Origin of the sequence: Kitasatospora sp. NPDC058046 (assembly GCF_042885595.1) — a bacterium.
Lineage (GTDB): Bacteria > Actinomycetota > Actinomycetes > Streptomycetales > Streptomycetaceae > Kitasatospora.
Map to the genome: position 1 here is coordinate 158,953 of NZ_JBHVRS010000018.1, position 26,125 is coordinate 185,077.

Sequence of the window (26,125 nt, forward strand, 5' to 3'; positions counted from 1 at the left end):
TGGTGGCGGGCGTGGTCAGGCCGGTCGGGGGCTGCCGACGACGCGTCAGCGGGGGACCGGGACGACCTCGACCGGCGGGATCCGCACCAGGCAGGAGGTGTCGCCGACCTCGCCGGTGCGGATGAAGCCGCTGGAGATCTCCAGGGCGCAGCCCGTGGACTCCATCTCCGGGAGGTGTCCGCTGTTGGGTACCGAGACGAACGCGCTGTGGCGGAACTGGGCCGCCGACAGGCGGGAGTTGACCTCGGGGGTGTTGGTGTCGAGGTCCCCGGAGAGCACCAGGACGGGCACGTCGGGCAGGTTCCCCAGGTCGGTCGGCTGCGGGCGGGCGGTACCCCGGCGCGGCCAGTTCAGGCAGTTGTCCCCGCCGTCGGTCTGGCCCGCGGCCCAGCCCTCGGGGCTGAAGGCCCCGAAGTCGGCCGGGTCGGCGGCGGCCAGGGCGGCGCGGTACTGGCGGCGGCGCTCCGACACCGGGGCCTCCGGGTCCCAGGCGCGGACGTAGTCGTTGCAGGTGACGGCCAGGAAGGAGGCCTGGTCCTCGGTGCCGGTGCCCTCCATCTCGCCGCGCACCAGGGCGGACAGCGGCCCCTCGTCGCCCGCGGCGAAGGCGTGCAGGGCGGCGGGCAGGGCGCCGAGCAGCCCGGACTCCCCGGGGTGCAGGCCGATGCCGCGGGTGGCCGGCTCGTACATCAGGTCGGCGAGCTTGTCCTCGGTGAACAGCACGGTGCGCCGCTCGCCGCCGGCCTCGGCGGTCACCTTCAGCGGGCGGGCGCGCAGCCGCTCGGCGACGGCGGCGAGGTCGTGCACCGCGGTGTCCGGGTCGCAGGCGCCGCTGCGCTCGCAGATCCGGCGCAGCGTCAGGGAGACCTGCTGGGCGCCGGGCCGGGCCAGGGAGTCGAAGGCGACCGGGTAGGCGCCGGACAGCACCATCTTCTCGACCCGCTCGGGATGGCGGTCGGCGTAGACCGGCATCAGGTAGGTGCCGTAGGACATGCCGTACAGCACCAGCCGGGGGGCGCCCAGGCGCTCGCGGGCGGCGTCGATGTCGTCGGCGGTGGCGGCGCTGGTGTAGCCGCGGGCACGCGGGCCGAGTTCCTCGGCGCACTCGGCGACGAGCTCGCGCTGTTCGGGGCGCGGGGCCCAGCGGTACTCGGCCTCGGTGACGTCGCAGGGCAGCCGGCCGGAGCGGCCGGTGCCACGCGGGTCCAGCAGGAGCAGGTCGTAGTCGTCCAGCACCCCCCGCAGCGCACCGGCCACCTGCTCGGCGCGGTCGATCAGGGTCTCGCCGGGGCCGCCGGGGTTGAGGGCGACGGTGCCCAGGGCCGGACCGGGGCGGCTGTGGCGCACCACCGCGTAGCTCACGTCGACGCCGCCCAGGCGCGGCTCGCCCGTCACCAGGGGCCGGCGCATGGTCGTGCAGTCGACCCGGTGGCCGGGGACGGCCGGGCACCACGCGGGCCGGCCCTGCGCCCCGGCAGCGGAGGCCTGCGCGGGCGGGGCGGCGGCGAGCGGCAGCGCCGTCGCCAGTACCGCCAGGGCCGCGGCGGCCAGGGCGCCCCGCCGGGCCCGCCGCCCCGCGCCGCCCGTGTCCGCGCCGTTCGCGCCGTTCGCGCTCGCGCCGTTCGCCCCGGTGGCCGTGCCCCTCGCCGTGCTCGTCGTCATCGCGGTGTCCTCCGTACGTCCTGCGGTCGGTGTGGGCACGACTCTGCCGGGCGCCCGTCAGCCGTTCGGCAGAGTGACGGCAAAGGCGTGTAAGAACCCCGGGCGCGTACGGACCCGGGCGCGCGGGAACCCGGGGGCGTAGGACCAAAAGCCGATGGCCCCGCGCCCGGCCTCCCGGGTGGAATGGCCCGATGGATCACGTGCCACACCCCGAGCAGCCGTCCGACGGCCCCGCCGACGGCCTCACCGCCGCCCAGCGGGACGCCTACCTCGACCGCATCGGCCTGCCCGACCCCGGCGCCCCCTCCCCGCGCGCGCTCGCCCGGCTCCAGCTCGCGCACCTGCGCACCGTCCCGTTCGAGAACCTGGACATCCACCTCGGCGAGAGCATCGTCCTCGACCCCGCCGCCCTGCTGGCCAAGGTCGTGACCCGCCGCCGCGGCGGCTTCTGCTACGAACTCAACGGCGCCTTCGCGCAGTTGCTCACCTCGCTCGGCTACCGGGTCGGCCTGCTCGCCGCCCGCGTCTTCGACGGCGAACGGCTCGGCCCGCCCTTCGACCACCTCGCCCTGCGGGTGGACCTCGACGAACCGTGGCTGGCCGACGTCGGCTTCGGCCGCTTCAGCCACCACCCGCTGCGCCTCGACGAGCGCGGCGAACAGGCCGACGCCGAGGGCGCGTTCACCCTCACCCCGACCGGCACGGACGGCGACCTGGACGTCCTGCGGGACGGCACGCCCCAGTACCGCCTGGGCTCGCGCCCGTACGAACTCGCCGACTTCGCCCCGACCTGCCGGTGGCAGACCACCTCACCGGACTCCCACTTCACCCGCTCCACGACCTGCACACTGCTCACCGCGGACGGCGGCCGGGCGACCCTCAGCGGCAACCGCCTCATCACCACCACCCCGGCCGGCGAACGCACCGAACGGACCCTCACCGACGACGAGGCCCTCGCCGCGTACCGCACCCGCTTCGGCATCACCCTGGACCGCCTGCCGAGCCTGCCGGCCCTCCCCGGCTGAGCGCCCGGCGACCGCCCGCCCGGGCGAAAACCGGTTGCCGCCGCGCAGGCCGACGGCGAGACTGCGGTCCGACCCGCCCGGCCGGTGCGGCCGCCGGGGGGTGTCCCGCCCGTCCGGCCCGGCCGGATCCGCCCACCTGTGAAACCGGGGTCGCCCCATGCCCACCGCGCCGACCGCCCTGCTCCGCCCGCGTGCCCTGCGCCCCGGTGACCTGGTGGCGGTGGCCGCGCCGTCCGGTCCGCTGGAGGACGGGGACCGGCACCTCCTGGCCCGCGGCACGGCCGTACTGGAGGAACTCGGCTTCCGGGTACGGGTGTGCCCGTCGGTCGCCGAGGGGCGCCGGCACTGGTGGGCCGCGGGCCGTCCCGCCGAGCAGGCGGCGGAGTTCAACGCGCTGCTGCGCGACCCCGAGGTGCGGGCGATCGTCGCGCACACCGGCGGGCAGGCGGTGACGGGCTGGCTGGACCAGCTGGACCTGGACGCCGTACGCGCCGACCCGAAGCCGGTGCTGGGCTGCAGCGACGTCTCCCAGCTGCTGCTGGCCCTGCACGCCCGCACCGGACTGGTCGGCGTGCACGCCGACATGGCCACCTACGGCTTCGGCGAGTGGAGCGGGCGCTTCGCGGACGGGCCCGAGGAGGACGGCGCGCACCGGGCGCTGCGCGAGGCGTACCTACGGGTGCTCACCGTGCCGGCCCCGCCCGGGCCGTTGCCGGCGCTCTCCCCGTGGCAGTGCTGGCGCGACGGCCGCGCCCGGGGCCCGCTGGTCGGCGGCCTGCTCAACCGGCTCGTCGCCCTCCAGGCCACCCCGTACGCCGTCCCCGCGCGGTCCTTCGACGGCGCGGTGCTCTTCTGGGAGGAGGTGGACCGGCCGCTGTCCGCGGTCTGGAAGGACCTGCACGTGCTGCGGCTGTCCGGCGTCCTGGACCGGATCGCGGCGATGGTGGTCGGCACCCCGCACCGGGTCGGCTCCGACGGGCCCGCCGGCGTGGGAGAGCCGTCGCTGCGCGAGGTGGTCCTGGACGTGCTCGGCGACCGCCCGCTGCCCGTCCTCGCCGGCGTGGACTTCGGCCACGCCGGCCCCAACCTCCCGCTGCCCCTCGGCGTGCGGGCCGAGGCCGACGCCACCGCCCGCACCCTCACCCTGCTCACCCCGGCGGTCTCCTGACCCCTCCGCGGAAGCCGTCAGGCGACGAGGCAGAGCCCGTCGTACCGGCCCGTGGACGGGGCGCGGCCCCGGCCGGTGCGGCTCGGGACGGCGGCGTAGCGGGCCAGCTCGTCCTGGGCGAGCGAGAGCAGGTCGCCGAGGCCGAGGCCCAGCGCCCGGGCGGCGGCCGCGAGCACCTCGGAGGAGGCCTCCTTGCGTCCGCGCTCCAGCTCCGACAGGTACGGCATCGAGATCCGGGCCGCCTCCGCGACGTCCTTCAACGTGCGTTCCTGGGCGAGCCGTTCGCGCCGCAGCACGTCGCCGACGACGTCGCGCCACAGCGGCTCCCGCTGTACGGGCGCCGGGTGCGGGGGACGGGACGGCCCGCCGGACGCGGGCGGCTGCGCCTGCGGGCGCAGGGGGATGACGCGGGCTTCGTTCGGCGCATGGGTGCTCACCCCTCACACCCTAGGGATCCGGCGCCCCGGGGGAAGAGCACGGGGTTCCGCCCTGGGTGAAGCCCGCGCGCCGGCCGCGGCCCCTCAGGGCCGGGGCGTCCAACCGGCCGGGGCGAGGCCGGTGTCGGCGAGGATCCGCCCGACCGTCTCCTCCAGGCCGCTGTGCCGGCCGACGACCTGTTCGAGACCGTCGGGGAGCAGGTCGTGGGGCCGGTACCAGTCGGCCATGTCCTCGGGGGAGAACTCGGCGGCCTGGGGGCGGGTGGCGTGCCGGCGCACGGTCTCGGCGAAGTCCACGTCGAGGTAGTACAGGAAGCTGCGGCCCCGGTGGTCGGCGACGAGCCGGGCCAGCATCGGCCCGTAGCGCTCGGCGGCGAGGATGCCCTCGACGACCGTGTGGAAGCCGTGGTCGAGGGCGTGCCGCGCGACCAGGTCGATCAGCCCGATGTTCGCCCCGCCCGGGACGTCCCGCTCCCGCAGCACGGTACGCCGCAGCAGGTCCTGCCCGACGACGGCGAGGCCCCGCCCGTACGCGGCCCGCAGCCGAGCGGCGACGCTGGACTTCCCGGCGCCGCTCGGACCCCGCACCACGACCAACACGCTCTCCGGACTGCCCGTCACACCGCGACCGTCCCCGCGCCGCGCCCCGCCCACACCACCGGGCGCCCACCGGGTACCCGGGGGGAGGCCGTGGCCCGGCACCTGTATATCTTGATCACTCGCCGGTCCGGCCGGCGTCCCGTCCCAGGGGGTGACGCGTGGGGCCGGGCCGCTGCCGTCGGGGAGCCGGGCAGGAGGCCCCCGACCCGGGGCCGAGCAGCGGCCCGCCCGACATCCCACCGTTCCCGAAGGATTCCGCATGACCGTTCCCGTCCCGCCCGACAGCAGCCCGCGGCCTGCCGAGGAGCCGGCCGCCGCCGACCCGTGGGCGCCGCCGGGCCAGGGCCAGGACGCGGCCCCCACGGTCCCCGGCCCCGGCTTCGGCCCCGCCCCCGCTCACGCCCCCGCCGCGGGCCCCGGGCAGATACCGGGTCAGGCCCCCGGCCAGGCCCCCGGCGCCCCGTACTGGCCGCCCTACGCGATGCCGGCGCCCGCGCCGCAGCCCCGCAACGGCCTGGGCATCGCGGCCATGGTGCTCGGGATCGTCGGCGTCGTGCTCGGCCTGACCATCATCCTGTTCTGGCTGTCCTGGCTGCCCGCCCTGCTGGCCGTGGTCTTCGGCGTGATCGCCCTGGGCCACGTGCGCAAGGGCCTGGCGGCCAACCGGGCGATGGCCCTGGCGGGCGTGGTCCTGGGCGTCACCGGCCTGCTGGTCTCGGTCGGCACCGGCGTGTTCGTCGTGAACCGGGTGCAGGAGGTCCACCGGGAGCAGAAGGCGCAGGCGGAGGCCGCGCGCATCCGCTTCGAGACCGCGACCAAGGCCGCCGAGGAGCGGGCGGCCAAGGAGAAGGCGCGGATCGAGGCCGAGCGCCAGCGGCTCGCGGCCGAGCAGGAGAAGCGGGCCGCGGACGAGCGGGCCCGGCGCCTGTCGTTCGGCCAGTCCTACACCTACCCGGACGGACTGAAGGTCACGATGGCCGCGCCGGAGCCGTACGTCCCGCGCGGGGGCGTGGGCGAGACCCCCAAGGACGCCACGATCGTCCAGGTGAGGATCACCGTCGTCAACACCGGGCCCGCGGAGGTCTCGCTCCTCGGTTCGGGGCTGCCCACCGTCCGGGACGCCAAGGGCAACCTCGTCTTCACCCTGATCGACGGCAGCGGACGGATGAAGATCCTCACCAAGTCCCTGGCCCCGGGCGAGGAGGCCACCGGGCTGACCGCGTACGCCCTGCCGGCCGGCGCGGGCGACCCGTTCTCCGTCCGGTTCGACCACACCATGGGCACGGAGTACAAGGACGTCATCTGGACCGGCCCGGCCGGCTGACCCCCGACCGGCCCCCACCACCCGAGGCCGCCCGACCGCCCCCCGCAGCAACTCTGACGGCACGTCACGAATCGGCAACCGAGGCCCCGTCTCGGTCACCACCGCCGTCGCCGGCATCCGCAACCAGACCACGGACAAGGTGGCGATGCCCTCGACGGACGACGTCACCGAGGGCTGGAGGCGGATGCACGGCAGTAACCGGGTCAACGGCGCGAGCGGCTGGATCTGCCTCGACCCGCAGGGCAACGCCTACAACAAGGCCGTGCCCGTCGTCGAACTCGACCCGAAGATCAAGAACGCCGTCCTGGTCGGCCTCGCCTGGCCCCTCGGCCACGCCCCCGACGCGACCTGCCCGATCGGCAGCGACGGCTGACCCCCGGGCAGGGGCCGCGCCCACCGGGGCCGCGACCCCTGCCCGCCGCCGCCTCAGCCGCCGTCCTTCTCGCCGTCCTTCGCGCCGTCCCCGCCGCCGAAGGCGGACTCGAACTCGTCGATGTCCTCCTGGCCCAGCGAGATCAGCGAGAAGTCCGACGGGGTGTGGCCGCCGGAGCCCTCGTCGGCGTGCCGCACCAGGCCCTCCAGCACCGCCCGCCAGCGCTCGGCGAGGTCCGCCAGCTCCGCCCCGCCGAGCAGCCCGGCCGGCGACTCCAGGACGAAGGACAGCTCGGGGCCCTCGGGCAGGTCCCGCGCCCGGCCGTTGATCTCCAGCACGTGCCGCAGCGGCATCGCCGGGTCGACACCGCCGGGCATCACGTGCTCGCCCGCCGACGTCCACGGCCGCCCACCGGCCGCGGAGCCCACCCCGGCGTCCGCGTCCGCGGAGCCCGCCTCCTCACCGGAACCGCCGAACCGGCCCAGGTAGTTGAACCCGATCTGCGGCGCCGCCAACGGCGCGAGCACCGACCGCGTGGCCGGGTTGGCGTACCTCAGCAGCCCGTACCCCAGACCGTCGCCCGGCCGCTGCCGCAACTGCTCCTTGACCCGCTTGATCAGCCGCGCCACGTCCTCCCCGCCCGCCCGGACCTCGGCCGGGTCGATCGGCCCGGTCTCCAGCCACACCGGGTGGACGGCGGTGAACCAGCCGAGCGTGCGCGTCAGGTCCATGTCCTCCGACAGCGGCACCCGGCCGTGCGCCTCCCGGTCGATGAGGAAGCCCTCCGGCACCGGCCTGCCCCGGGCGCGCAGCCACTCGCCGAGCGCCGCGGCCAGACCGGACAGCAGCACGTCGTCCACGCCCGCGTGGAAGGCGGCGGGCAGGGCCGCCAGCAGCGGCCCCGCGGTGCGCGCCGGGACGGTCAGCTCGGCGCGCGAGCGGCCGCCGCCCGCGGTGTCCACGCGCGGGTCGAGCGGCCGGTCGGCGAGCGGGTCCTCGACCCGGTCCACCACCCGCCGCCAGTCCGGCAGTTCGTCCACCGTCCGCTGCGCCCGGGCCCGCTCCGCCAGGGCGACCGCCCAGCGGCGGAACGACGTCGCCTCGGCGGCGACCGCCGCCCCGGCCGCGTCCGCGCCGCCGGCGGCCAGGGCCGCGTGGGCCAGGGCCAGGTCGGGCACCAGCACCCGCCAGGAGACGCCGTCGATCACCAGGTGGTGGGCCGTCAGCAGCACCAGGCCGCTGCGCCCGGCGCCGCGCTCCAGGAGCACGGCGCGCAGCATCACGCCGTCGCGCGGCGCGAGCGCGGCCTCGGCGGCGGTGGCCTGCTCGTCGACCAGCGCGTCCAGCCGCTCCCCGTCGAGGCCGGCCGCGTCCACCCGGCTCACCAGGTCCGCCGCGGCGACCGCCCAGGACGTGCCCGGCTCGGGCACCACCAGCTGCTCCTCGTCCTCCTCCAGCCGCGCCCGCAGCACCTCGTGCCGGTCGAGGACCGCCTGCAGCGCGTCCGTCAGCTGCCCGGTGGTCAGGCCGGGCGGCGCGGTCAGCAGCATCGCCTGGCTGCCCGCGCGGGCCACCGAGCCCGCCCGCCGCGCGACCTCGCGCATCACCGGGGTCAGCGGGACCGGGCCGTAGGGGACGTCCTCGGCGTGCTGCGCCTTCGTCCCGTCGACCGGCCCGGCCACCCGTGCGAGCTCCGCGGGCGTGCACAGTTCGAAGACCTGGCGCGGGGAGATCGCCAGGCCGGCCTGGCCGGCCCGCCCGGCCAGCAGCATCGAGGTGATCGAGTCGCCGCCGAGGACGAAGAAGTCGTCCTCCGGGCCGACCTGTTCGAGGTTCAGCACCTCGGCGAACAGCCGGCACAGCAGCTCCTCCGCGTCGGTGGCCGCCTCGCGTCCGGCCGACCGGCCGGCGAAGACGGGCCGGGGCAGGGCGGCCCGGTCGAGCTTGCCGTTCGCCGTCACGGGCAGGGCCCCGAGGACGGTCACCGAGGCCGGGACCAGGTAGTCGGGCAGCTTCCCGGCGAGGTGCTCCCGCAGCGCCTCCGGGTCGAGGGCGGACTCGTCGCCGTCGGTCGGCACGGCGTAGCCGGCCAGCCGCTTGTGGCCGTCCTCGTCCTCGACCGCGACGACGAGCGCCTGGGCGACGCCGGGGTGCGCGGCGAGCACGGCCTCGATCTCGGCCGGCTCGACGCGGAAGCCGCGGATCTTGAGCTGCTCGTCGGCGCGGCCGAGGAAGAGCAGCTGCCCGTCCGGGGTCCACTGCGCCAGGTCGCCGGTGCGGTACATCCGGGCGCCCTCGGGTTCGTCCTCGGCGGGGAAGGGGCAGGCCACGAAGCGCTCCGCGGTGAGTGAGGGACGGCCGAGGTAGCCGCGGGCCAGTCCGGCCCCGGCGAGGTAGAGCTCGCCGGTCATGCCGACCGGCACGGGCCGCAGGAAGGCGTCCAGGACGAACACCCTGGTGTTGTCCATCGGCCGCCCCAGCGGCACGGTGTCGGGCACCGCGTCCGGGTCGGTGAAGGGCAGCTGGGTGGTGAAGGCGGTGGTCTCGGTGGGGCCGTAGGTGGTGCGCACCACCATGCCGGGGTGGGAGCGCAGCAGGGTCCGTACGGCGTTCGCGGAGACGACGTCGCCGCCGGTGGAGACCTCGCGCACGCCGCCGAAGATGTGCGGGGCCTGCTCGGCGAGCACCCGGAAGTGCCCGGCCGTGGCGTGCACGTTGGTGACCTGCTGGGCCGCGATCAGCCGGCCGCGTTCGACGGTGTCGATGTCCCCGGGGGGCACCAGCACCAGCCGGCCGCCGTGCAGCAGCGTCGTCCAGATCTCGTAGGTGGAGGCGTCGAAGGCGTGGTTGGCCTGCACCAGCACCCGCTCCAGGGCCCCGCTGGACCAGCACTCGTCGAGGCAGAAGGCGAGGACGCTGCCGTAGGTCACCGCGACGCCCTTCGGCAGGCCGGTGGACCCGGAGGTGTAGATGACGTACATGAGGTTCTCCGGCCGGACCGGCACCGGCGGGAAGGCCCCGGCCTCCGGCTCCGCGTCCGTCTCCTCGGCGGGCTCCGCCGCCAGGCGCAACAGCTCGGCGGGGGCGAACAGTCCGGCGTCGGCCAGGCCCCGCCCGGCGTTGGGCGCGTCCACCAGCACGACGGCCGGGCCCGCCTGCGCCGCGACCGCGCGGAGCCGCCCGGCCGGGTGCCGGCCGTCCATCGGCAGGTACGCCGCGCCGGCCTTCACCACCGCCAGCAGCGCGGTGATCAGTTCGGGCGAGCGCTCGGCCACCACGCCCACCAGCGTCTCGGGGCCCACGCCGAGCCCGGCCAGCCGGTGCGCCAGGCGGTTCGCCCGCCGGTCCAGCGCGGCGTAGGTCAGCTCGGTGTCCCCGGCGACCACGGCCACCGCGGCGGGGGTGCGGCGCACCTGCCGCTCGAAGAGCTCGGCGAGGGTCGCCTCGGGCAGCTCGCGGCGGGTCCGGTTCCCGGAGCCGTCCAGGTCCCGCCGCTCCTCGCCGGTCAGCACGTCGAGCCGGCCCAGGGGCACGTCCGGGTCGGCCGCGACCTGGCGCAGCACCAGCGTCATCCGGTCGACGAGGCCGCGGGCGGTGCGCTCGTCGAACAGGTCGGGCCGGTAGTCCAGCCGGATCTCGGTGTCGTCGGCCGGCGTGACGACGACGGTCAGCGGGTAGTGGGCGGCCTCCTCGCCGCCGCCGGCCGCCACCCGCACCCCGGTGGGGCCGCGCCGGGAGACCCAGGCGGGCATCGGCGGCGGCTTCGACGTCCCGTCGGCGGGCGCGGGCGCGGGCGGCTCCGGGCCCGGCCCACGCCCCAGTGGGCCGCCGGCCTGCTCCCCGCTGCGCAGCGCGGTGCCGCCCAGGCCCTCGCCCGGGGGCGGGGGAGCGGTGGGCCGCGGCGCGCCGGGCGCGGCCGGGTCGGCGGCGGGGGCCGCCATCGGGCCGCGGGGGTAGTTCTGGAAGACCATCAGGGTGTCGAAGACCGCGCCCGGGCCGCCGGCGCGCTGGATCTCGGGCAGGCTCAGCTGCTGGTGGTCGAGCAGGGCGGCCTGCTGGTCCTGGAGGGCGGCCATCGCGGTGCGGAAGGGCACGGCCGCGTCCAGGCGCACGCGCACCGGCACGGTGTTGATGAACAGCCCGACCATCCGGTCGGCCTGCGGCACGTCGGCGGGGCGGCCGGAGACGGTCGCGCCGAAGACCACGTCCAGGCGGCCGGACAGCTTGCCGACCAGCAGCGCCCAGGCGACCTGGAAGACCCGGTTGAGGGTGACCCCGGCGTCGCGCGCGGTCTCCCGCAGCCGGTCGGTGAGGTCGTCGCCGATCCGGTCGATCACGTGCCGGAGCATCACCGGCGGGCCGCTGCGGTCGGCCGGGCCCACCAGGGTGGGCTCCCCGGTGCCGGCCAGCATCGCGCGCCAGGCCGCGCGCGCGGCGTCGGTGTCCCGGCGGCCCAGCCAGGCGAGGTAGTCGCGGTACGGCGGCACCTTGGGGAGCACCGAGGGGTCGCCGCCGTTGTCGTAGATCCGCCACAGCTCGTCGAACAGGATCGGCAGCGACCAGCCGTCCATCAGGATGTGGTGCATCGTCACCACCATCCGGTACCGGTCGGGGCCGGCGCGCAGCAGCAGCACCCGCAGCAGCGGGGGCAGGCCGAGGTCGAAGCGCCGGGCGTCGGTCGCGGCCAGGGCGCCGGCGCGGGCGTCGGCCTCCCGCTCGTCCAGTGCGCCGAGGTCGGCGTACGTCCACGGGATCCGCACGCCCTTGGCGATCACCTGGACGGTGTCGCCGGCCGCGCGGGAGCGGAAGCCGGCCCGCAGGCTCGCGTGCCGGTCCAGCAGCGCCTGCCAGGAGGCCTGGAGCACCTCGGGCCGCAGTTCGCCGTCGAGGTTGAGGACCCGCTGCCCCACGTACACGTCCCGGGGCGCGTCCTGGTCGTACGAGGCGTGGAACAGCAGTCCCTCCTGCAGCGGGGAAAGCGGCCACACGTCCTCGACCGTCAGCTGGCTCATCGTGCTCTCCGTTCGGGTTGGTCGGGCCGTTCGGGTCGGTCGGGGCCGGCCGCCGCCTGGGGCGGCGGCAGCAGGCGCAGGGGGCCTCCGCCGGGCGGCGGCGGGGGCGGGGCGCCGTAGCCGTCGGCCGGGTCCGGCCCGGCTTCGGGGCGCGGCGCGGGCGGGTCGGCGAACTGGGTGCGGTAGAGCTCCGCGTACAGGCCGCCGGCGTCGACGAGCGCGGCGTGCCGGCCGCGTTCGACCACGCGCCCGTCCTGGAGCACCAGGATCTGGTCGGCCTCGCGGATCGTGGACAGCCGGTGCGCGATCACCAGGGCGGTGCGGCCGGCCAGGGCCGTCCACAGCGCCTTCTGCAGGGCCGCCTCGGACTCCGAGTCCAGGTGCGCGGTGGCCTCGTCGAGCACGACCACGGACGGCTTCTTGAGCAGCAGCCGGGCGATCGACAGGCGCTGCTTCTCGCCGCCGGAGAAGCGGTAGCCGCGGTCGCCGACGACGGTGTCCAGGCCGTCGGGCAGCGCCGCGACCACGTCCCGGACCTGCGCGGCCTCGCAGGCCTCGACGAGCTCCGCCTCGGTGGCGTCCGGCTTGGCGTAGAGCAGGTTGGCGCGGATGGTGTCGTGGAACAGGTGGGCGTCCTGGGTGACCATGCCGACGGTGTCGCGCAGCGAGGCCAGGGACAGGTCGCGCACGTCGACGCCGCCGATCCGCACGGTGCCCCCGGTCGGCTCGTACAGCCGGGCCACCAGCTGGCTGACGGTGGTCTTGCCCGCGCCGGAGGGCCCGACCAGCGCGGTCAGCCGGCCCGCCGGGGCGCGGAAGCTCACCCCGCGCAGCGCCTGGGCGGTGCCGGAGCGCTCCGGGGCCGGCAGCGACAGCGTCTCCAGCGAGGCGAGGGAGACCTCCTTCGCGGCCGGGTAGCGGAAGGAGACGTCCTCGAACTCGACCTCCGGGGCCCGGCCCGGGCCCGGTACGGGCAGGGCGACGGCATCGGGCCGCTCCACGATCAGCGGCTTCAGGTCCAGCACCTCGAAGAGCCGGTCGAAGGAGACCAGGGCGGTCAGGTAGTTCGACTGCAGGTTGGAGAGCTGGTTGATCGGGCCGAAGAGCCGGGCCAGCAGGGTGGCCAGGGCCACCAGGGTGCCGATCTGGATGCTCCCGGCGACCACCAGCTCGCCGCCGACGCCGTAGACCACCGCGGTGGCCAGCGAGGCCAGCAGCGTCACCGTCACCAGCAGCATCCGCGCGTAGACGGAGGTGACCACGCGCACGTCCCGCACCCGGGCCGCGTTGCCGGCGAACCGGCCGTCCTCGCGCTCGGGCCGCCCGTAGAGCTTGACCAGCAGCGCGCCGGCCACGTTGAAGCGCTCCTGCATGAGCGAGCCGAGCTCGGCGTCCAGCTGCATCGAGGTGCGCAGGTTGCGCTGCAGCCGCCGCCCGACGACCCGGCCCGGCAGCACGAACAGCGGCACCGTGACGAGCACCACCAGGCCGATCAGCCAGGACAGGTAGAAGATCGTGGCGACCACCAGGCAGAGCACCAGCAGGCTGGAGAGCACGTTGGACAGCAGCACCGTCACCGCCTGCTGGGCCTCCATCACGTCGGTGTTGAGCCGGCTCACCAGCGAGCCGGTCTGGGTGCGGGTGAAGAACGCGAGCGGCTGGCGCTGCACGTGCCGGAAGACCTCGGTGCGCAGGTCGTAGATCAGCCCCTCGCCGATGCGCGCCGAACTGCGGCTGACCAGGAAGCCCACCAGGGCCTGCAGCAGCGCCAGGACCGCCACCGCGACGGCGGCGCCCGCCACCACGGCCCGGTCGCGCGGCACGATGCCGCGGTCGATGAGCTCCTTGAACAGCAGCGGCGTGGAGACGGTGATGAGGGCGTCGACCACGGTCAGCGTCAGCAGCGCGACGATCTGCCGGCGGTAGGGCCGCAGGTAGGGCAGGATCCGCCGGGAGGTGCCGGGCCTGACCTGCCCCCGGGCCGGCTGCGTCCCGTCGCCGGGGGTCGCCCGGATGGTGATCAGCGGGCCCGGGCCGCTCGTCATGGCGCGACGACCTCCCTGCCGTCCGGCGCCGCGGCCGTCGGGGCCGGCGGGCGCTGGTCGGTCCAGACGCGGTCGACGTACGCCAGGCACTCGTCGCGGGAGCCCCGGCCGCGGGCGATCCGCCACCCGGCGGGCACCTGCGCGAACCCGGGCCACAGCGAGTACTGGCCCAGGGGGTTGACCAGCACGAGGTAGGAGGCGTCCGGGTCGTCGAAGGGGCTGGTCATCTCGGTCTCCTTGTTCGTTCGGGTGCCGCCCGCCGGGGCGGCGGGGGAGGGCAGCGGCGCGGCGCTCTCACCCGGAGGGCCGGGCCGTGAAGCGGCCCGCCTTGCCGAGCACGTCCGCCGCGCGGATGCGCAGCGCCTGTTGGACGGCGAACTCCGCCAGGTAGGCGCGGAAGCCGTCCGCCGGTTCCAGGGCGAGGTTCACCATGCGGCGGTTGGCGGTGACGGCCGGGTCGCGCAGCAGCTCCAGGGCCCGTTCGACGGCCCGGTCGAGGTCCGCCGGGTCGACGACCTGGTCGACGAGCGTGCGGGCCTCGGGGTCGCTCGCGCGCACCCGTCGGCCGCCGAGGATGATCTGCCGGGCCAGCCGGGGGCCGGTCACCGCGGGCAGCCGGAAGTCCGCCGCGCCCGGGACGATCCCCTCCTGCGCGGCCGGCAGGCTCAGGTAGGCGTCGGAGGCCGCGAGCACGTGGTCCACCGCGAGCAGCAGCTGCATGCCGCCGCCGATCGCGAAGCCGTCCACCGCGGCCACCCACGGCATGTCGGTGAACGGGTAGCGCCAGGACGCGTCGTCCGTGCGCAGCCCGAGCAGCAGCTTCCTGAGGTAGCCGAGCTCGCGGCGCAGCAGGAACCCGACGAGGGTGATCTCGCCCGCGTGCAGCCGCTTGAGGTTGATCCCGGCGCTGAACACCCGGCGCCCCGCGTAGCGCGGGTGGGTCATCTCGCCGCCCCGGATCAGCCCGATCTCGCAGCCCTCGTCCAGCAGCGCGAGGTCGACCGCGGTCTCCATGTCGTCGACCTGCTGCTCGTCCTCGGCGTTGAGGCGGTCCCCGGCGCACATGGTGATCCGGGCCACCCCCGCGCGCCGCTCCAGCCGGGTGCTGTCCATCCGCACCACCCCGGTGGCCCGGAACTCCCCGAGCAGCTCCAGCGCCCGCCCGGTGGGCCGCAGCATGGAGTCCATCAGGTGGCCGCCGGCGGCCGGGCCGCGCAGCACGCCGCGCAGCAGGACGCCCAGGTCGACCTCGTAGCCGAGGCGCTCGGCCACCGGCAGGGCCCGCTCCGCCCGCAGCTGCGCCGCGGTGGGCACCAGGTTCGGTACGGCGGACGCGGCGCCCTCCACCAGGGCGTCCAGCCGCGGGCGCAGGGTGCGGCCCGCGGTGATCCGGTCGTAGAGCTCCTCGGCGTGGCGGTCCAGGAAGGCGGTGCGCCGCGCGCGGCCGGCGTCCAGCTCCCGCTCGGCGCGCTCGCGCTCCTCGCCGGTGCGCGGCCCGGGCGCGGGGAACGGGGTCAGCAGCCGCGCCGCCCGGTCGAGCCCGTCCGCGGCGCGCTCCCGTACGGCGGCGGGCGCCCGCCCGGTGGCCGCGCTCACGCCGTCACCCCGTCCGGGGCCCGGGTGCGCCGCAGCGCGCGGTCGCAGGCGGCCAGGTGCGGGCCGAGCGCGTCCTCGAAGCTCATCCACTGGGCGTCGAAGGCCAGTTGGCGGCGGATCGCGAGTTCGGGGCCGGACAGGCGGCGCAGCAGCCGGGCGGCGGCCGCCAGGGTGCGCCCGGGGTCCCGGCTCACCTGGTCCACCAGGCACCGCTCCAGGGCCTCGCGGGCGGTGATCGGCACCCCGAAGAGCACCGTGCGCCGGGCGCGGGCCGGCCCGAGCTGCTGGACCAGCCGGTAGCCGGCCATGCCCGGCCAGACGGCCTGCCCGTGGAAGGACGGCAGCAGCCGCAGGTCCGGGGCCGCCACCCGGACGTCGGCCGCCAGCAGCAGGTCCAGCGCGACGCCGCCGCACTCCCCGCTCGCCGCCGCCAGGGTGGGCAGCCGCAGCCGCTCGAAGCGCCGTACCGCCCGCTCCCACTTCGTGACGGCGGCGGTGTCGCCCGCCTTCGCCACCGCCTCGCCGTCGGGGGCGCCGGACAGGAACAGGGTCGCGGCGTCGGCGCCGGCGCTCTCCGCCTCGTCGCACAGGGCGCCGAGGGCGGCGGTCAGCTCGGCCGAGATCTCCCGGCGGCCGTCCACGTGCAGCACGGGGCCCTCGGGCAGGGCGTTGACGGGCATTGCGGTCTCCCTAGGGTCGGTTCACCACTGGATGAGCGCGGACTCGATCGTCGAACCCGGCCCCATGGTCATCAGCACGCCGTAGTCGCCGTCGCGGACCACGCCCTCCCGCAGGAGCCGGTCGTAGGAGAAGAGGAACGAGCCGCTGGAGACGTTGCCGAAGTCGCGCAGCACGGTGATGGTGTGCCGCAGGTCGTGCCGGGTCAGCCCGAGGTTGACGGCGACCGCGTCGATGACCTTCTTGCCGCCGGAGTGCACCAGCCAGTGCGCGACGTCGTCGCGGCGCAGCGAGGTGCCCGCCAGCAGCCGGTCGACGACCCCCTCCACGTGCGCGCCGACCAGGTAGGGGACCTGCGGGTCCAGGAAGAAGCTGAAGCGGCCCTGGTCGCGGTCCCAGTCGTAGCGCATCGCGTCGATCGCGTCGACGATGGTCACGCTCGCGGTCCGCAGGATCCGGGGCCCCTCCAGCCGGCGGCCGGGCCCCTCCTCCTCGGCCTCCTCGTCCTCGGCCCCCTCCGCCGTGCGGCGCCCGTCGTTCACCGGGTCCGCCACCACCGCCACCGCCGCGGCGCCGTCGCCGAACAGGCTGTTCACCACGGCCGTGCGCATCGTGGCGTCCATCGTGTACGCGGCCGAGCAGGCCTCCGAGCAGACCATCACGGCCAGCCGGCCCGGGTTCGCCGCCGCCCAGTTGCCCACCACCGCCAGCGCGTTGAGCCCGGCGTTGCAGCCCATGCCGACGATGTCGGCCCGCGCGGTGTGCCAGTCCATGCCCAGCTCGCGGATCAGCAGCGCGCTCAGCCCCGGCGTCAGGAAGCCGGTCGAGGTCACGCAGCACAGGTACGCCACCTCCGACAGGTCGGCCCCGATCCGCTTGAGGCACAGCTGCAGCGCGTCCGCCCCCATGCTCACGGCCCACGCCTTGTGCTTGTCCAGCAGGTCGCCCTGGCTCTCCCGGAGCCTGGTGCCGTCCGGCGCCGCCGGCGGCAGCACCAGCGAACGCTGCCGGATGGAGCCCAGCAGGAACACCGAGCGCACCCGGCGGTCGGTGATCCCGAACAGGTCCAGCAGCTCCTCCTGGGAGTAGTGCTCGGGCGGCACGGCGGTGCCCACGCTCACGATGCGCGGGACCGTGGCGGCCGGCGCTCGGTCCAGGGCCGTGGTCATGGTGCGTCACTCTCCGTTCCGGGTACCGGGCACGTCACCACCGTGCGTCCACCACCGCGCGCCCCACCGCCGCGCGTCTCCTCACTGAGCGTCTCCACGAACCGCACCAGCCGCTCGACGCCCTCGACCACCTGCCCGGGCGTCAGGTAGCTGATCGACAGCCGGATGTCCCGCTCGCCCCCGCCGTGCGGATGGAAGAACTCCATCGGCGTCCAGATCACCCCGAACTCCCGGGCCGACCGCTCCAGCGCCGCCGTACCGGTCCGGAAACCGGTGCGCAGCGTGAGGAAGAAACCGCCGTCGGGCCGGTTCCAGCCCACCCCCAGCTCCCGGCGCCGCCGCTCCGGCAGCCACCGCTCCAACTGCGCGAGCGTCGCGGCCATGCTGCGCCGGTAGTGCTCGGCCGCCCGCGCGTTCAGCACCGACAGCCGCCCGTCCGAACCCAGCAGCGCACCCGCCGCGGCCGCCTGGCTGAGCGAGGACGTGTTCACCGTCACCATGCTCTTCACCTTCGCCAGGTCCCGCGCCAGCAACCGGATCCCGCCGCGCCCGTCGCGCACCTCCTGGTCGGCCACCACGTAGCCGACCCGCGCACCGGGGAACACCGTCTTGGAATAGGTGCCGAGCTGGATCACGCTCCTCGACGTGTCGAGCGCCTTGAGCATCGGGCACCGCGGCCCCGGGCCGCTCAACCGGTAGGGACTGTCCTCCAGGACGAGCAGACCCTGGCGCCCGGCCAGCTCCAGCAGCCCGGTACGCGTCGGAAGGTCCAGCGTCGACCCGGTCGGATTGGCGTGGTCCGGCACCACGTACACGGCCCGCGGCCGGCGGCCCGCCGCCCGCTGCGCCCGCACCGCCGCGTCCAGGTCCGCCACCACCAGCCGCCCGTCACGCTCCGGCACCGCGACCACCGGGATGTCCAGCAGCCGCGCGGCCCCCATGATCCCGACATAACAGGGGGTCACGAGCAGCAGCACGTCCGCGGGCGTCGCGAACAGCGCGCGCAGCACCAGGAACATCGCCTCCTGCGCACCGACCGTCACCACGATCGCCTCGGGCGCGACCTCGAACCCCTCGTCCTGCCGCAGCGAGTACGCGATCAGCTCCCGGATCTGCCCCGCCGCCGGCCCGTACTGGTAGAAGCCGCTGCGCACTTCGGCCGGCCCCGCGCCCCGGCTCTCCAGGTAGGCCGCGTACCGGCGCAGGTAGGTGTGGACCTCCTCGACCTCGAAGAATCCGTCATAGGGGCGGCCCGGCGCGAAGGACACCGCGTCCGGGTAGCTGGACGTGATCTCGTTGAGGAAGTTCATCCGGTCGAGAACCGGGTCCTCGATGCTCGAGTGCAGCGTGGTCGAATCGAGCACCATGGTGCCCGCCTTTCCGTGGACGAGCCGCCGTGCGGCACCCCGTCGGACGGCGGATGCCAGGGCTCGCGTGAAGGACGCGCGGCAGGGCGACGGTGCGGCGGCGCCCCGTGGGCGGATCGCCGGTACCGTCCTCCCGCGTTCGAACATCGGTCGGTCTCGACGTCGGTCTCATGGCGGCCCCTCGGACGGGCCACGGGCTCCGGCGGCGCCACCGCGGGCGCACCGTCCGAACGGCGGCGGCGCGGTGCCCGCACGCGAAAACCGCCGTCGGGCACCGGGCCGAAGGCGGCGCGAGGGGGTATCGAGATCCCAGCACGCCCTGTCGCCGCTTTCGCACCGGCCGCGGTATCCGACGGATATCCGGAGCACAGGGCCCTGTCTGCTGTTTGTCCTCGTTCCAGTACGCGCCCCCGGGCGAGGGGCTGTCAAGCGCTGTGGGTTTCCGCCCCGTCACAGCCTGCTACCGGATTCCCGGTCCCGCCGTCGTGCCCGCGGCCCCGGCGCCGACCGGCCCGCCTCCGCGCCCCCGCGGCGCCGGCCCGCCCGGGGCGCCGCCGGGGGAGCGTCCGGGGCCCCATGGCCGGGCGGCCCCGGGGGCCCGCCCACCGGCCCGGCCCACCGCCGCCGGCCCGCCCCGACCGGTCGCCGTCCGATCATGGCCCGTCACCTGACGTGGTCTCAACCACTGGGACAAAAGCCCAGGTTGGCGCCGAACCGGACCGCCCGGCTTGACGGAATTCGCCAACCCACCGCCCCGCGCGCACCGGGCATTGACCCGAGCATGACGCCGTGTGAGGGTTCGGGCACCCGAGCGCGGACGGCCCGCACGGCCGTCCCCCGGATACGGCTGCGCGGCGCGCCACCAGCCCCTACCGTCCGCGGTCGAGGACCCCCACATGCGAGGAGCCTCGATGCAACGCAGAGTCACCGCAGGCAGGTTGCTGACCACGGCGACCACCCTGACCGTGCTGGCCGGCATGATCGCCGCCGCCACGGGCCCGGCCACCGCCGCGCCCACCCCCTCCCCGGCGCCGCCGAGCGCCCTGGCCGCCGCCGTCAACGCCGCCGACGCCGTCGCCGCGGCCGGACTGGACGCGCTGGCCAAGGGCCCGGGCGAGACCTACGAGCGCAAGACCGTCACCCCCTGGCTCGGCGGCCTCTACTCCGTCTCCTACGAGCGCAGCTACCACGGCCTGCCCGTGGTCGGCGGCGACGCGGTCGTCCTCGCCGACTCCCAGGGCAAGGTCCGCGCCCTGCAGTCCGCCGCCACCGGCCCCGTCGGCGGCTCGACCGCCCCGCAGGTCAGCGCCGAGCACGCCGAGAAGACCGCCCGCACCAAGCTGGCCGCCGTCGACTCCGTCGAGTCCCGCCGCCTGGTCGTGCGCGTCAAGGACGGCACCGGCCGCCTGGCCTGGGAGACCGTCCTCACCGGCCACAAGGGCAGCGCCCCCAGCCGCCTGCACGTCTTCGTGGACGCCACCACCGGCGAGGTCGTCGACAGCTACGACGACGTGCGCGCCGGCACCATCAACAGCGAGTGGAACGGCCCCGCGCCCGTCACCATCAGCACCACCAACTCCGGCGGCTCCTACTCGCTGCGCGACCCCAACCGGCCCGGCCTGTCCTGCTCCGACTACAGCACCGGCCAGGTCTTCTCCAAGTCCAGCGACTCCTGGGGCACCGGCAGCGCCTCCAGCAAGGAGACCGGCTGCGGCGACGCGATGTTCGCGGCCCAGAAGGAATGGGACATGCTCCGCGACTGGCTCGGTCGCAACGGGCACAACGGCAACGGCGGCAGCTGGCCGGTCAAGGTCGGCCTCAACGACGTCAACGCCTACTGGGACGGCAGCACGATATCCATCGGCCACAGCCAGGCCAACAAGTGGATCGCCTCCATCGACGTCGTCGGCCACGAGTTCGGCCACGGCATCGACCAGTACACCCCCGGCGGCGCCAACAACGAGTCCGGCCTGGGCGAGGCCACCGGCGACATCATGGGCGCGCTGACCGAGTCGTACGCCAACGAGCCCGCCCCGTACGACTCCCCGGACTACACCGTCGGCGAGATGATCAACCTGGTCGGCAACGGCCCGATCCGCAACATGTACAACCCCTCCCTGGTGAGCAACAACCCCAACTGCTACTCCTCCTCCATCCCGCAGACCGAGGAGCACGCGGCGGCCGGCCCGCTCAACCACTGGTTCTACCTGCTCGCCGAGGGCTCCAACCCCGGCGGCGGCAAGCCCACCAGCCCCACCTGCAACAACTCCTCCGTCACCGGCATCGGCATCAAGGACGCCGGCCGGGTCTTCTACGGCGGCATGCTGCTCAAGACCAGCGGCATGACCTACAAGCGCTACCGCACCGCCACCCTGACCGCCGCCAAGAGCCTCGACCCGACCTGCACCTTCTTCAACCGGGCCAAGGCCGCCTGGGACGCCGTCAGCGTCCCCGCCCAGAGCGGCGACCCCACCTGCTCCAACAACGGCAGCAACGACTTCTCGCTCTCCCTCGGCCCGGCCTCCGGCTCCGCCCAGCCCGGCGCCTCCACCACCTCCACGGTGAGCACCGCCGTCACCTCCGGCACCGCCCAGACCGTGAGCCTCACCGCCTCCGGCCTCCCGGCGGGCGTCACCGCGAGCTTCAACCCCTCGTCGGTGCAGGCCGGTTCCTCCTCCACCCTGACCCTGTCCGCCGCCTCCAGCGCCGCGACCGGGACCTACCAGATCACCGTCACCGGCACCGCCGGCGCCACCACCCACATCGCCCAGTACAGCCTCACCGTCGGCGGCGGGGGCAACCCCAACCCCGGCGGCACCTGGACCGCCGGCACCACCTACCAGGCGGGCGACGTCGTGACCTACAACGGCGCCTCCTACCGCTGCCTCCAGGGCCACACCGCCATGGTCGGCTGGGAGCCGCCGAACGTCCCGGCGCTGTGGCAGGCCGTGTGACCCGCACGCGCTGACACCCCGTGAAGCCGCTGCGCCGCGGCCCGTCGAGGGGGACGGGCCGCGGCGCAGCCGTACGCGCCAAACGCCCCGGGGGCGGCCCGTTGTCCGGGCCGCCCCCGGGGCGTCGGTGCCGTGCGCGCGGCACGGCGGGCCGGTCAGGCGCCGCGGTCGAAGAGCTTGACGCGCAGCGGCTCCCGGGCCGGCACGTCGACCGGGTCCTGCGGGGAGAGGGTGAGGACGAACCCGCCGATCGCGATGACGGCCATGATGGCGACGGCGAGCGGGACGACGAACTGGGAGGCGGGCAGGCCGGCGGGCAGGAGCCGGTCGTCCAGCCGGACGGAGACGGAGGCCATCCCGGTGTAGTGCATGGCGGTGACCGCGACCCCGGCGATCAGGGAGGCGACCAGCGAGGCGGCGAAGCCGGTGATGTTGAGGGTCATCCACAGCGCCGCGGTGGCGGCGGCCACGGCGATGGCGATGGAGACAGCCACCAGGACGGGGTCGTAGGAGACCACGCCCTGGACCTGCATGGCGGCCATGCCGAGGTAGTGCATGGCCGCGACGCCGCAGCCGGTGACGGTGCCGCCGATCAGCAGGGAGGCGAGCGTCCTGCGGCGGTAGCCGACGTACAGGACGCCGGCGCCGACGACGACGATGGCCAGCAGGAGGCTGCCGAGGGTCTCGGGGACGCGGTAGACGACGGACGAGCCGGTGACGGCGAAGCCCATCATCGCCATGAAGTGCATGGTCCAGATGCCGCAGCCGAGTTCGACCGCGGACAGCAGCAGCCACCCCAGGCGGCGGGCCGGCGGCAGGGTCAGGGCCCGTACGGTGCAGCGCAGTCCGAGCGCCGCGCCGGTGCAGGCGATGAGGTAGGACAGGACCGGGTTGATCCAGCCGTAGTGGAACCCGTCGATGTGGGCGGTGTGGGGATGCATGGTCACCTGGAGTGCGTTCGTGCGGGGGGACGGGCGGAACGCGCTTCTGCCCGGGCCGGTGCGGCGACTGCGGGGGCTGCCGGTCCGGCCGGGGATCAGGATCCGATTCCTGAAGGATCGTATAGCGACGAACAGTTTCCGCGAAATCGACAACCGGGTGAACCGATGAGGATCGGTCAGGTGAATCCGCCGACGTCCGGCATTTCCCGGCACCCCCGCCGGTCACGCGGGGATCGGTGAAGTCCCTTGCCATGCAGCGGAATTGACGTGGACCCGGGCCCCGGCCAAGGGCGGCGCGAGGCGGCGGAATCCATGATCGACATTACGTCGAGTAATGCGGTTTTCGCAGCGGGTGCATCCTTTTCCCTTTCGGAAAACCCCTTGGATAATCCCGCCCGTCCGGCGGGGGAGACCCCCCGCCGAACGGCAGGGAATACCGCGGAATGCCGCGGAATTCAGCGGCGGCCCGGGATGCCGCCCGGGACGCCGCCCGGCCGACCGCGGCGGGCGGCGAAGACCCAGCGGTTGGCCGCCAGGGCGTCGTCCGGCTCCGGCGCCGGACCGCGGCCGTGCAGGGCGGTGAAGTCGTACGGGCTGCGCACGGCCACCGTCCAGCCCAGGCGGGTGAGTTCCGCGGCGGAGTCGGGGCGGGGGCCGGCGTCGAAGAGGGCGCGCAGGTCGATGCCGAGCCGCTCCCGGGCCGCGACGTACGCGGGGGCCGTGCGCACCGCCGGCGGTTCGGCGGCCACGTCCTTGAGCTCGTACGCCAGGGTGCTGCCGGGCGCGCTGAGCCGGTGCACGGTGGCCATCAGCCGCCGCTCGGCCTCGGCGGGGAGGTAGAGCAGCAGCCCCTCGGCGAGCCACGCGGTCGGCTCCGCCGGGTCGAAGCCGCCCTCCAGCAGCGGCCCGGCCCAGTCGCCGCGGAGGTCGGCGGCCAGCGGGCGGCGCTCGGTGGCGGGGGCCGCGCCCGCCGCGTCGAGGACCGCCCGTTTGAAGGCCAGCACCTGCTCGGTGTCGATCTCGTGGAGGACGCGGCCGGGCGGCCAGTCGAGCCGGTACGCCCGGGAGTCCAGGCCCGCGCCCAGGATGACGACCTGGCGCGTACCGGCCCGCGCCGCGGCCAGCAGGTGGTCGTCCAGGACGCGGGTGCGCAGCCCGAAGTAGCGCCCGAGGCGCCCCCACAGCGGGTCGGCCTCCGCGTCGGGGACCTGGTCGGGGTGGAGGGGCCAGTGCGCCGAGGCGGGGGAGGCGCGCACGAAGTGCTCGGCGAGCGGGTCGCGGGCCAGGGCGTCGGGGCGGTGGGTCTCGATGGCGCGGGCGGCCGCCACCAGCAGGGCGGTACGGCCCACTCCGGAGGCGACGCCGTGCGCCGCGGCCGTCCCGTCCTCCGGTCCGGTCAGGGCGTGCACGGGTCCTCCTCGTGCGCGGGCGCGGTCCACGCCGCGGGGTCGTCGCCGGTGGTGGTGCGGGCGCCGTACAGGACGCGCATGAACCGCAGGACCTCGTCGTGGGGCAGGTGCAGGGAGGTGGTGCAGTCCGTCAGGACGGTGATGTGGAAGCCCTTCTGGAAGGCGGTGCGGGCGGTGGAGTCCACGCAGACGTCGGCGTAGAGGCCGGCGAAGACGAGGTGCCCGGTGCCGCCGGCGCGCAGGTGCTCCTCCAGGCCGTCGCCGAGGAAGGCGTCGAAGCAGGCCCGTTTGGTGAAGACCCGCTCGCCCGGGGCCGGGGCCACCCCGTGGAACCGGGCTCCCCAGGTGCCCTCCAGGCACTTCGGCCGCTTGCCCAGCCGCCGGTCCCGCGCGCGCCAGGCCGCGCCCTGGTGGGCGGTGTCGCCGAGGAAGCGGACGAACACCACCTCCACGCCCGCGCGCCGGGCCAGGTCCACCGCCCGGACGCTGTTGGCGACCACGGCGTCCAGGACGGCGCCGTCGCCGCCGAACCGGGCCCTGGCCACCGGCCCGGTGCAGAAGTCGTTCTGCAGGTCCACCACCACCAGGGCCGTTCCCGTCCGGGCGCTCACGGCCCGCCCACCGGGGCGGTGGATCCGGTGGGCGCGCCGGGCAGGTCGAGGACGTCGACCAGCGCGTCGACCACCGCGGTGGTGGAGTGCCGGCCGCCGAGGTCCGGGGTGTGCACGCCCTTGTCGTCCAGGACGGCCAGGGCGGTCTCGACCGCCCCGACGGCGCCGGGCACCGCGGCGTGCCGCTCGGCGACGAGGGCCGCGGCGCGCAGGGTGGCCACCGGGTTGACCAGGTCGCGCCCGGCCAGGTCGTCGGCGGAGCCGTGCACGGTCTGGTACTCCACCAGTCCGGCCGCGCCGGGGCCGAGGTACACGTTCTCCGTGCAGCGGCTCTCCTGCCGCTGGGCGCCGAAGCGGTCCAGCAGGACCACGTGCATGATGTCGGCCCACTCGTTCCCGGCGATCAGCAGGGTGCGGTCCGGCAGGCCGTGGGTGATGAGGTTGCGGTTCACGGTGTCGGGCTGGAACACCTCGATCCGTATGCCCAGCCGCTCGGCGATGTCGGCGACCCAGGCGTCGAACGCGCCGTCCAGGAGATGGAACTTGTAGGCCATGACGATGCGGTCGATCCGCCCGTCGGGCCATTCGCGCCGGGCCCGCTCCAGGGCGTGGCGGACGACGGCCTCGGTGGTCTCCCGGCTGAAGGCCATGGTGCGGACGACCTCTCCCGGGGTGTGCCGGTTCTCCCCGGTGTAGAAGCCCTGGGCCTGGTCGCGGACCAGGAGCAGTGACGTTTCTCCTTCCCGTAACAGGTCGACCTTGACGGCGCGCAGGCGGTGGCGCACCAGGTACAGGGACTGGGCGTTGATCGCGGTGCGGAAGACGGCCGTGGTGCCGGCGTCGGCGAGGTCTCGGCAGAACCGCTCGTAGTGCTCCGCGTCCTGCCCGGTCAGGTCCTGGATCCCGGCGGGGCCGGCCAGCGGGCGCAGCGAGACGTAGGAGTGGTAGAGGCGCGGGGAGCGGACGATCCGCACGCCCGTGGGGCGGGCGGCGGTGAGCACCCGCAGGACGCGTTCGAAGACGGCGGCGAGCTCGGGGCCGGTGCCCCGGCCCACCGCCAGCCCGATCGCGGGCTGCCCGGCGACGGGCACCGGCGCCGGGCCGGTGCCCTGGTGGGCGGCCGGGGTCACCGGGCCGTCCCGGGGACCAGGCGGTCGCCGGGGATGCCGGCCTTCTCGGGGCGGTAGTAGTCGCGGATGCCCTCCGCCCAGACGACGACCGGGACGCGGTCGCCGTCCACCGGGCCGAACGCGTCGAACAGGGCCGTGGTGTTCCGGTGGTCGAACCCGATCGCGGTCATCAGGGCGAGGAAGTCGGGGCGGGTGACCAGGCCGTCGCCGTCCGGGTCGCCGAGCTCGGAGAGCGCCCGGGCGAACTCGTCGATGGTGGCGTCGAAGCGCTCCGGGTCGAGCACGACGGCGGTGAACTCCTCGGGGCTGATCCGTCCGTCGCCGTCGGCGTCCAGCTCGGTCACCAGCGTGCGCCAGTAGCGCTGCAGGGCGTCGAGCAGCCGGTCCCTGGCCTCCTCGTCGGCCTGGGGGAGCGCCGCGACGACACGGCTGCCCATCAGGTCGAAGTCGGCCGGTTCGATGGCGCCGTTCCCGTCGGCGTCGAACAGTGAGAACACGAGCCCGACACGGTCGGTGGCTGCGGTGGTGGGCATGGCGGTACACCTCGGTCTTCCGGACGAAGGGCGCCGGGCCCGTGCCTCGGCGACCGCTCCACTATCCGGTCCCGGCCCGGCCGTCGGCGCG

Annotated in this window: 20 protein-coding genes; 5 read left to right on the top strand and 15 right to left on the bottom strand. The window is 75.5% G+C overall.

The features are described 5' to 3' along the window. Positions 1-45: 45 nt before the first annotated feature. Complete coding sequence (locus ACFVU7_RS30865; protein WP_388048352.1) at positions 46-1,662, bottom strand: alpha/beta fold hydrolase; 1,617 nt, start codon at positions 1,660-1,662, stop codon at positions 46-48. 191 nt (positions 1,663-1,853) lie between these two features. Here ACFVU7_RS30865 and ACFVU7_RS30870 point away from each other — a divergent pair, with 191 nt between their 5' ends. Beyond that, the gene (locus ACFVU7_RS30870; RefSeq protein ID WP_388048354.1) at positions 1,854-2,687 is read left to right on the top strand and encodes an arylamine N-acetyltransferase; all 834 of its coding nucleotides are present in this window, start codon (positions 1,854-1,856) and stop codon (positions 2,685-2,687) included. A 157-nt stretch (positions 2,688-2,844) separates the two neighbouring features. Further along, complete coding sequence (locus ACFVU7_RS30875; RefSeq protein WP_388048356.1) at positions 2,845-3,855, top strand: LD-carboxypeptidase; 1,011 nt, start codon at positions 2,845-2,847, stop codon at positions 3,853-3,855. Positions 3,856-3,872: 17 nt separating this feature from the next. Here the strand turns inward: ACFVU7_RS30875 and ACFVU7_RS30880 are convergent, their stop codons facing one another. Next, positions 3,873-4,292 carry a helix-turn-helix domain-containing protein gene (locus ACFVU7_RS30880; RefSeq protein WP_388048357.1) on the bottom strand — a complete coding sequence of 140 codons (420 nt, stop codon included), beginning with the start codon at positions 4,290-4,292 and terminating at the stop codon, positions 3,873-3,875. Positions 4,293-4,376: 84 nt separating this feature from the next. Further along, positions 4,377-4,913: an AAA family ATPase gene (locus tag ACFVU7_RS30885; protein ID WP_388048359.1), complete on the bottom strand. Its 537-nt coding sequence runs from the start codon at positions 4,911-4,913 to the stop codon at positions 4,377-4,379. Between the two features lie 238 nt (positions 4,914-5,151). Here ACFVU7_RS30885 and ACFVU7_RS30890 point away from each other — a divergent pair, with 238 nt between their 5' ends. Next, complete coding sequence (locus ACFVU7_RS30890) at positions 5,152-6,216, top strand: DUF4190 domain-containing protein (protein ID WP_388048360.1); 1,065 nt, start codon at positions 5,152-5,154, stop codon at positions 6,214-6,216. A gap of 145 nt (positions 6,217-6,361) precedes the next feature. Next, positions 6,362-6,589: a hypothetical protein gene (locus ACFVU7_RS30895; protein ID WP_074005396.1), complete on the top strand. Its 228-nt coding sequence runs from the start codon at positions 6,362-6,364 to the stop codon at positions 6,587-6,589. A gap of 53 nt (positions 6,590-6,642) precedes the next feature. On the opposite strand, the gene ACFVU7_RS30900 is transcribed toward ACFVU7_RS30895, so the two are convergent. The 7 genes from ACFVU7_RS30900 to ACFVU7_RS30930 form a co-directional block, all read right to left on the bottom strand. After that, on the bottom strand, positions 6,643-11,601 hold the full coding sequence (locus ACFVU7_RS30900) for an amino acid adenylation domain-containing protein (protein WP_388048362.1): 4,959 nt from the start codon (positions 11,599-11,601) through the stop codon (positions 6,643-6,645). Continuing rightward, positions 11,598-13,646, bottom strand: coding sequence for an ABC transporter ATP-binding protein (locus ACFVU7_RS30905; RefSeq protein ID WP_388048364.1), 2,049 nt, complete (start codon positions 13,644-13,646; stop codon positions 11,598-11,600). The genes ACFVU7_RS30900 and ACFVU7_RS30905 overlap by 4 nt, the downstream gene beginning before the upstream one ends. Next, positions 13,643-13,873, bottom strand: coding sequence for an MbtH family protein (locus ACFVU7_RS30910; protein WP_074005399.1), 231 nt, complete (start codon positions 13,871-13,873; stop codon positions 13,643-13,645). The genes ACFVU7_RS30905 and ACFVU7_RS30910 overlap by 4 nt, the downstream gene beginning before the upstream one ends. A 67-nt stretch (positions 13,874-13,940) precedes the next feature. Then, entirely contained in the window at positions 13,941-15,242 is a 1,302-nt protein-coding gene (dpgC, locus tag ACFVU7_RS30915; RefSeq protein WP_388048365.1) for a (3,5-dihydroxyphenyl)acetyl-CoA 1,2-dioxygenase DpgC, read from the bottom strand. Further along, positions 15,239-15,922: an enoyl-CoA-hydratase DpgB gene (gene dpgB, locus ACFVU7_RS30920; protein ID WP_049659703.1), complete on the bottom strand. Its 684-nt coding sequence runs from the start codon at positions 15,920-15,922 to the stop codon at positions 15,239-15,241. Before dpgB ends, dpgC begins: the two co-directional genes overlap by 4 nt. A gap of 21 nt (positions 15,923-15,943) precedes the next feature. Then, on the bottom strand, positions 15,944-17,089 hold the full coding sequence (gene dpgA, locus ACFVU7_RS30925; protein ID WP_387975187.1) for a 3,5-dihydroxyphenylacetyl-CoA synthase DpgA: 1,146 nt from the start codon (positions 17,087-17,089) through the stop codon (positions 15,944-15,946). Then, complete coding sequence (locus ACFVU7_RS30930; RefSeq protein ID WP_063780398.1) at positions 17,086-18,456, bottom strand: PLP-dependent aminotransferase family protein; 1,371 nt, start codon at positions 18,454-18,456, stop codon at positions 17,086-17,088. The genes dpgA and ACFVU7_RS30930 overlap by 4 nt, the downstream gene beginning before the upstream one ends. A gap of 941 nt (positions 18,457-19,397) precedes the next feature. On the opposite strand from ACFVU7_RS30930, the gene ACFVU7_RS30935 reads away from it, so the two are divergent. Continuing rightward, a complete protein-coding gene (locus ACFVU7_RS30935; protein WP_387821655.1) occupies positions 19,398-21,410 on the top strand; it encodes a M4 family metallopeptidase in 2,013 nt (670 codons plus the stop codon). Positions 21,411-21,565: 155 nt separating this feature from the next. On the opposite strand, the gene ACFVU7_RS30940 is transcribed toward ACFVU7_RS30935, so the two are convergent. From ACFVU7_RS30940 to ACFVU7_RS30960, 5 genes are all read right to left on the bottom strand, one after another. Continuing rightward, the gene (locus ACFVU7_RS30940; RefSeq protein WP_049659004.1) at positions 21,566-22,351 is read right to left on the bottom strand and encodes an MHYT domain-containing protein; all 786 of its coding nucleotides are present in this window, start codon (positions 22,349-22,351) and stop codon (positions 21,566-21,568) included. A 455-nt stretch (positions 22,352-22,806) separates the two neighbouring features. Next, the gene (locus ACFVU7_RS30945; protein ID WP_388048367.1) at positions 22,807-23,760 is read right to left on the bottom strand and encodes an SAM-dependent methyltransferase; all 954 of its coding nucleotides are present in this window, start codon (positions 23,758-23,760) and stop codon (positions 22,807-22,809) included. Next, complete coding sequence (locus tag ACFVU7_RS30950) at positions 23,748-24,371, bottom strand: cysteine hydrolase family protein (RefSeq protein WP_388048369.1); 624 nt, start codon at positions 24,369-24,371, stop codon at positions 23,748-23,750. The genes ACFVU7_RS30945 and ACFVU7_RS30950 overlap by 13 nt, the downstream gene beginning before the upstream one ends. Further along, on the bottom strand, positions 24,368-25,501 hold the full coding sequence (locus tag ACFVU7_RS30955) for an isocitrate/isopropylmalate family dehydrogenase (RefSeq protein WP_388048370.1): 1,134 nt from the start codon (positions 25,499-25,501) through the stop codon (positions 24,368-24,370). The genes ACFVU7_RS30950 and ACFVU7_RS30955 overlap by 4 nt, the downstream gene beginning before the upstream one ends. Continuing rightward, positions 25,498-26,034 (bottom strand): EF-hand domain-containing protein, encoded by a 537-nt coding sequence (locus ACFVU7_RS30960; RefSeq protein WP_388048372.1) that lies wholly within the window; start codon positions 26,032-26,034, stop codon positions 25,498-25,500. Before ACFVU7_RS30960 ends, ACFVU7_RS30955 begins: the two co-directional genes overlap by 4 nt. Between the last annotated feature and the right edge of the window lie 91 nt (positions 26,035-26,125).

What these genes read in the sequence shown, in the direction of transcription:
- ACFVU7_RS30865 (WP_388048352.1), bottom strand. Translation starts at nt 1,662, where the DNA reads ATGACGACGAGCACGGCGAGGGGCACGGCCACCGGGGCGAACGGCGCG.
- ACFVU7_RS30870 (WP_388048354.1), top strand. Translation starts at nt 1,854, where the DNA reads ATGGATCACGTGCCACACCCCGAGCAGCCGTCCGACGGCCCCGCCGAC.
- ACFVU7_RS30875 (WP_388048356.1), top strand. Translation starts at nt 2,845, where the DNA reads ATGCCCACCGCGCCGACCGCCCTGCTCCGCCCGCGTGCCCTGCGCCCC.
- ACFVU7_RS30890 (WP_388048360.1), top strand. Translation starts at nt 5,152, where the DNA reads ATGACCGTTCCCGTCCCGCCCGACAGCAGCCCGCGGCCTGCCGAGGAG.
- ACFVU7_RS30895 (WP_074005396.1), top strand. Translation starts at nt 6,362, where the DNA reads ATGCCCTCGACGGACGACGTCACCGAGGGCTGGAGGCGGATGCACGGC.
- ACFVU7_RS30900 (WP_388048362.1), bottom strand. Translation starts at nt 11,601, where the DNA reads ATGAGCCAGCTGACGGTCGAGGACGTGTGGCCGCTTTCCCCGCTGCAG.
- ACFVU7_RS30905 (WP_388048364.1), bottom strand. Translation starts at nt 13,646, where the DNA reads ATGACGAGCGGCCCGGGCCCGCTGATCACCATCCGGGCGACCCCCGGC.
- ACFVU7_RS30910 (WP_074005399.1), bottom strand. Translation starts at nt 13,873, where the DNA reads ATGACCAGCCCCTTCGACGACCCGGACGCCTCCTACCTCGTGCTGGTC.
- dpgB (WP_049659703.1), bottom strand. Translation starts at nt 15,922, where the DNA reads ATGCCCGTCAACGCCCTGCCCGAGGGCCCCGTGCTGCACGTGGACGGC.
- dpgA (WP_387975187.1), bottom strand. Translation starts at nt 17,089, where the DNA reads ATGACCACGGCCCTGGACCGAGCGCCGGCCGCCACGGTCCCGCGCATC.
- ACFVU7_RS30930 (WP_063780398.1), bottom strand. Translation starts at nt 18,456, where the DNA reads ATGGTGCTCGATTCGACCACGCTGCACTCGAGCATCGAGGACCCGGTT.
- ACFVU7_RS30940 (WP_049659004.1), bottom strand. Translation starts at nt 22,351, where the DNA reads ATGCATCCCCACACCGCCCACATCGACGGGTTCCACTACGGCTGGATC.
- ACFVU7_RS30960 (WP_388048372.1), bottom strand. Translation starts at nt 26,034, where the DNA reads ATGCCCACCACCGCAGCCACCGACCGTGTCGGGCTCGTGTTCTCACTG.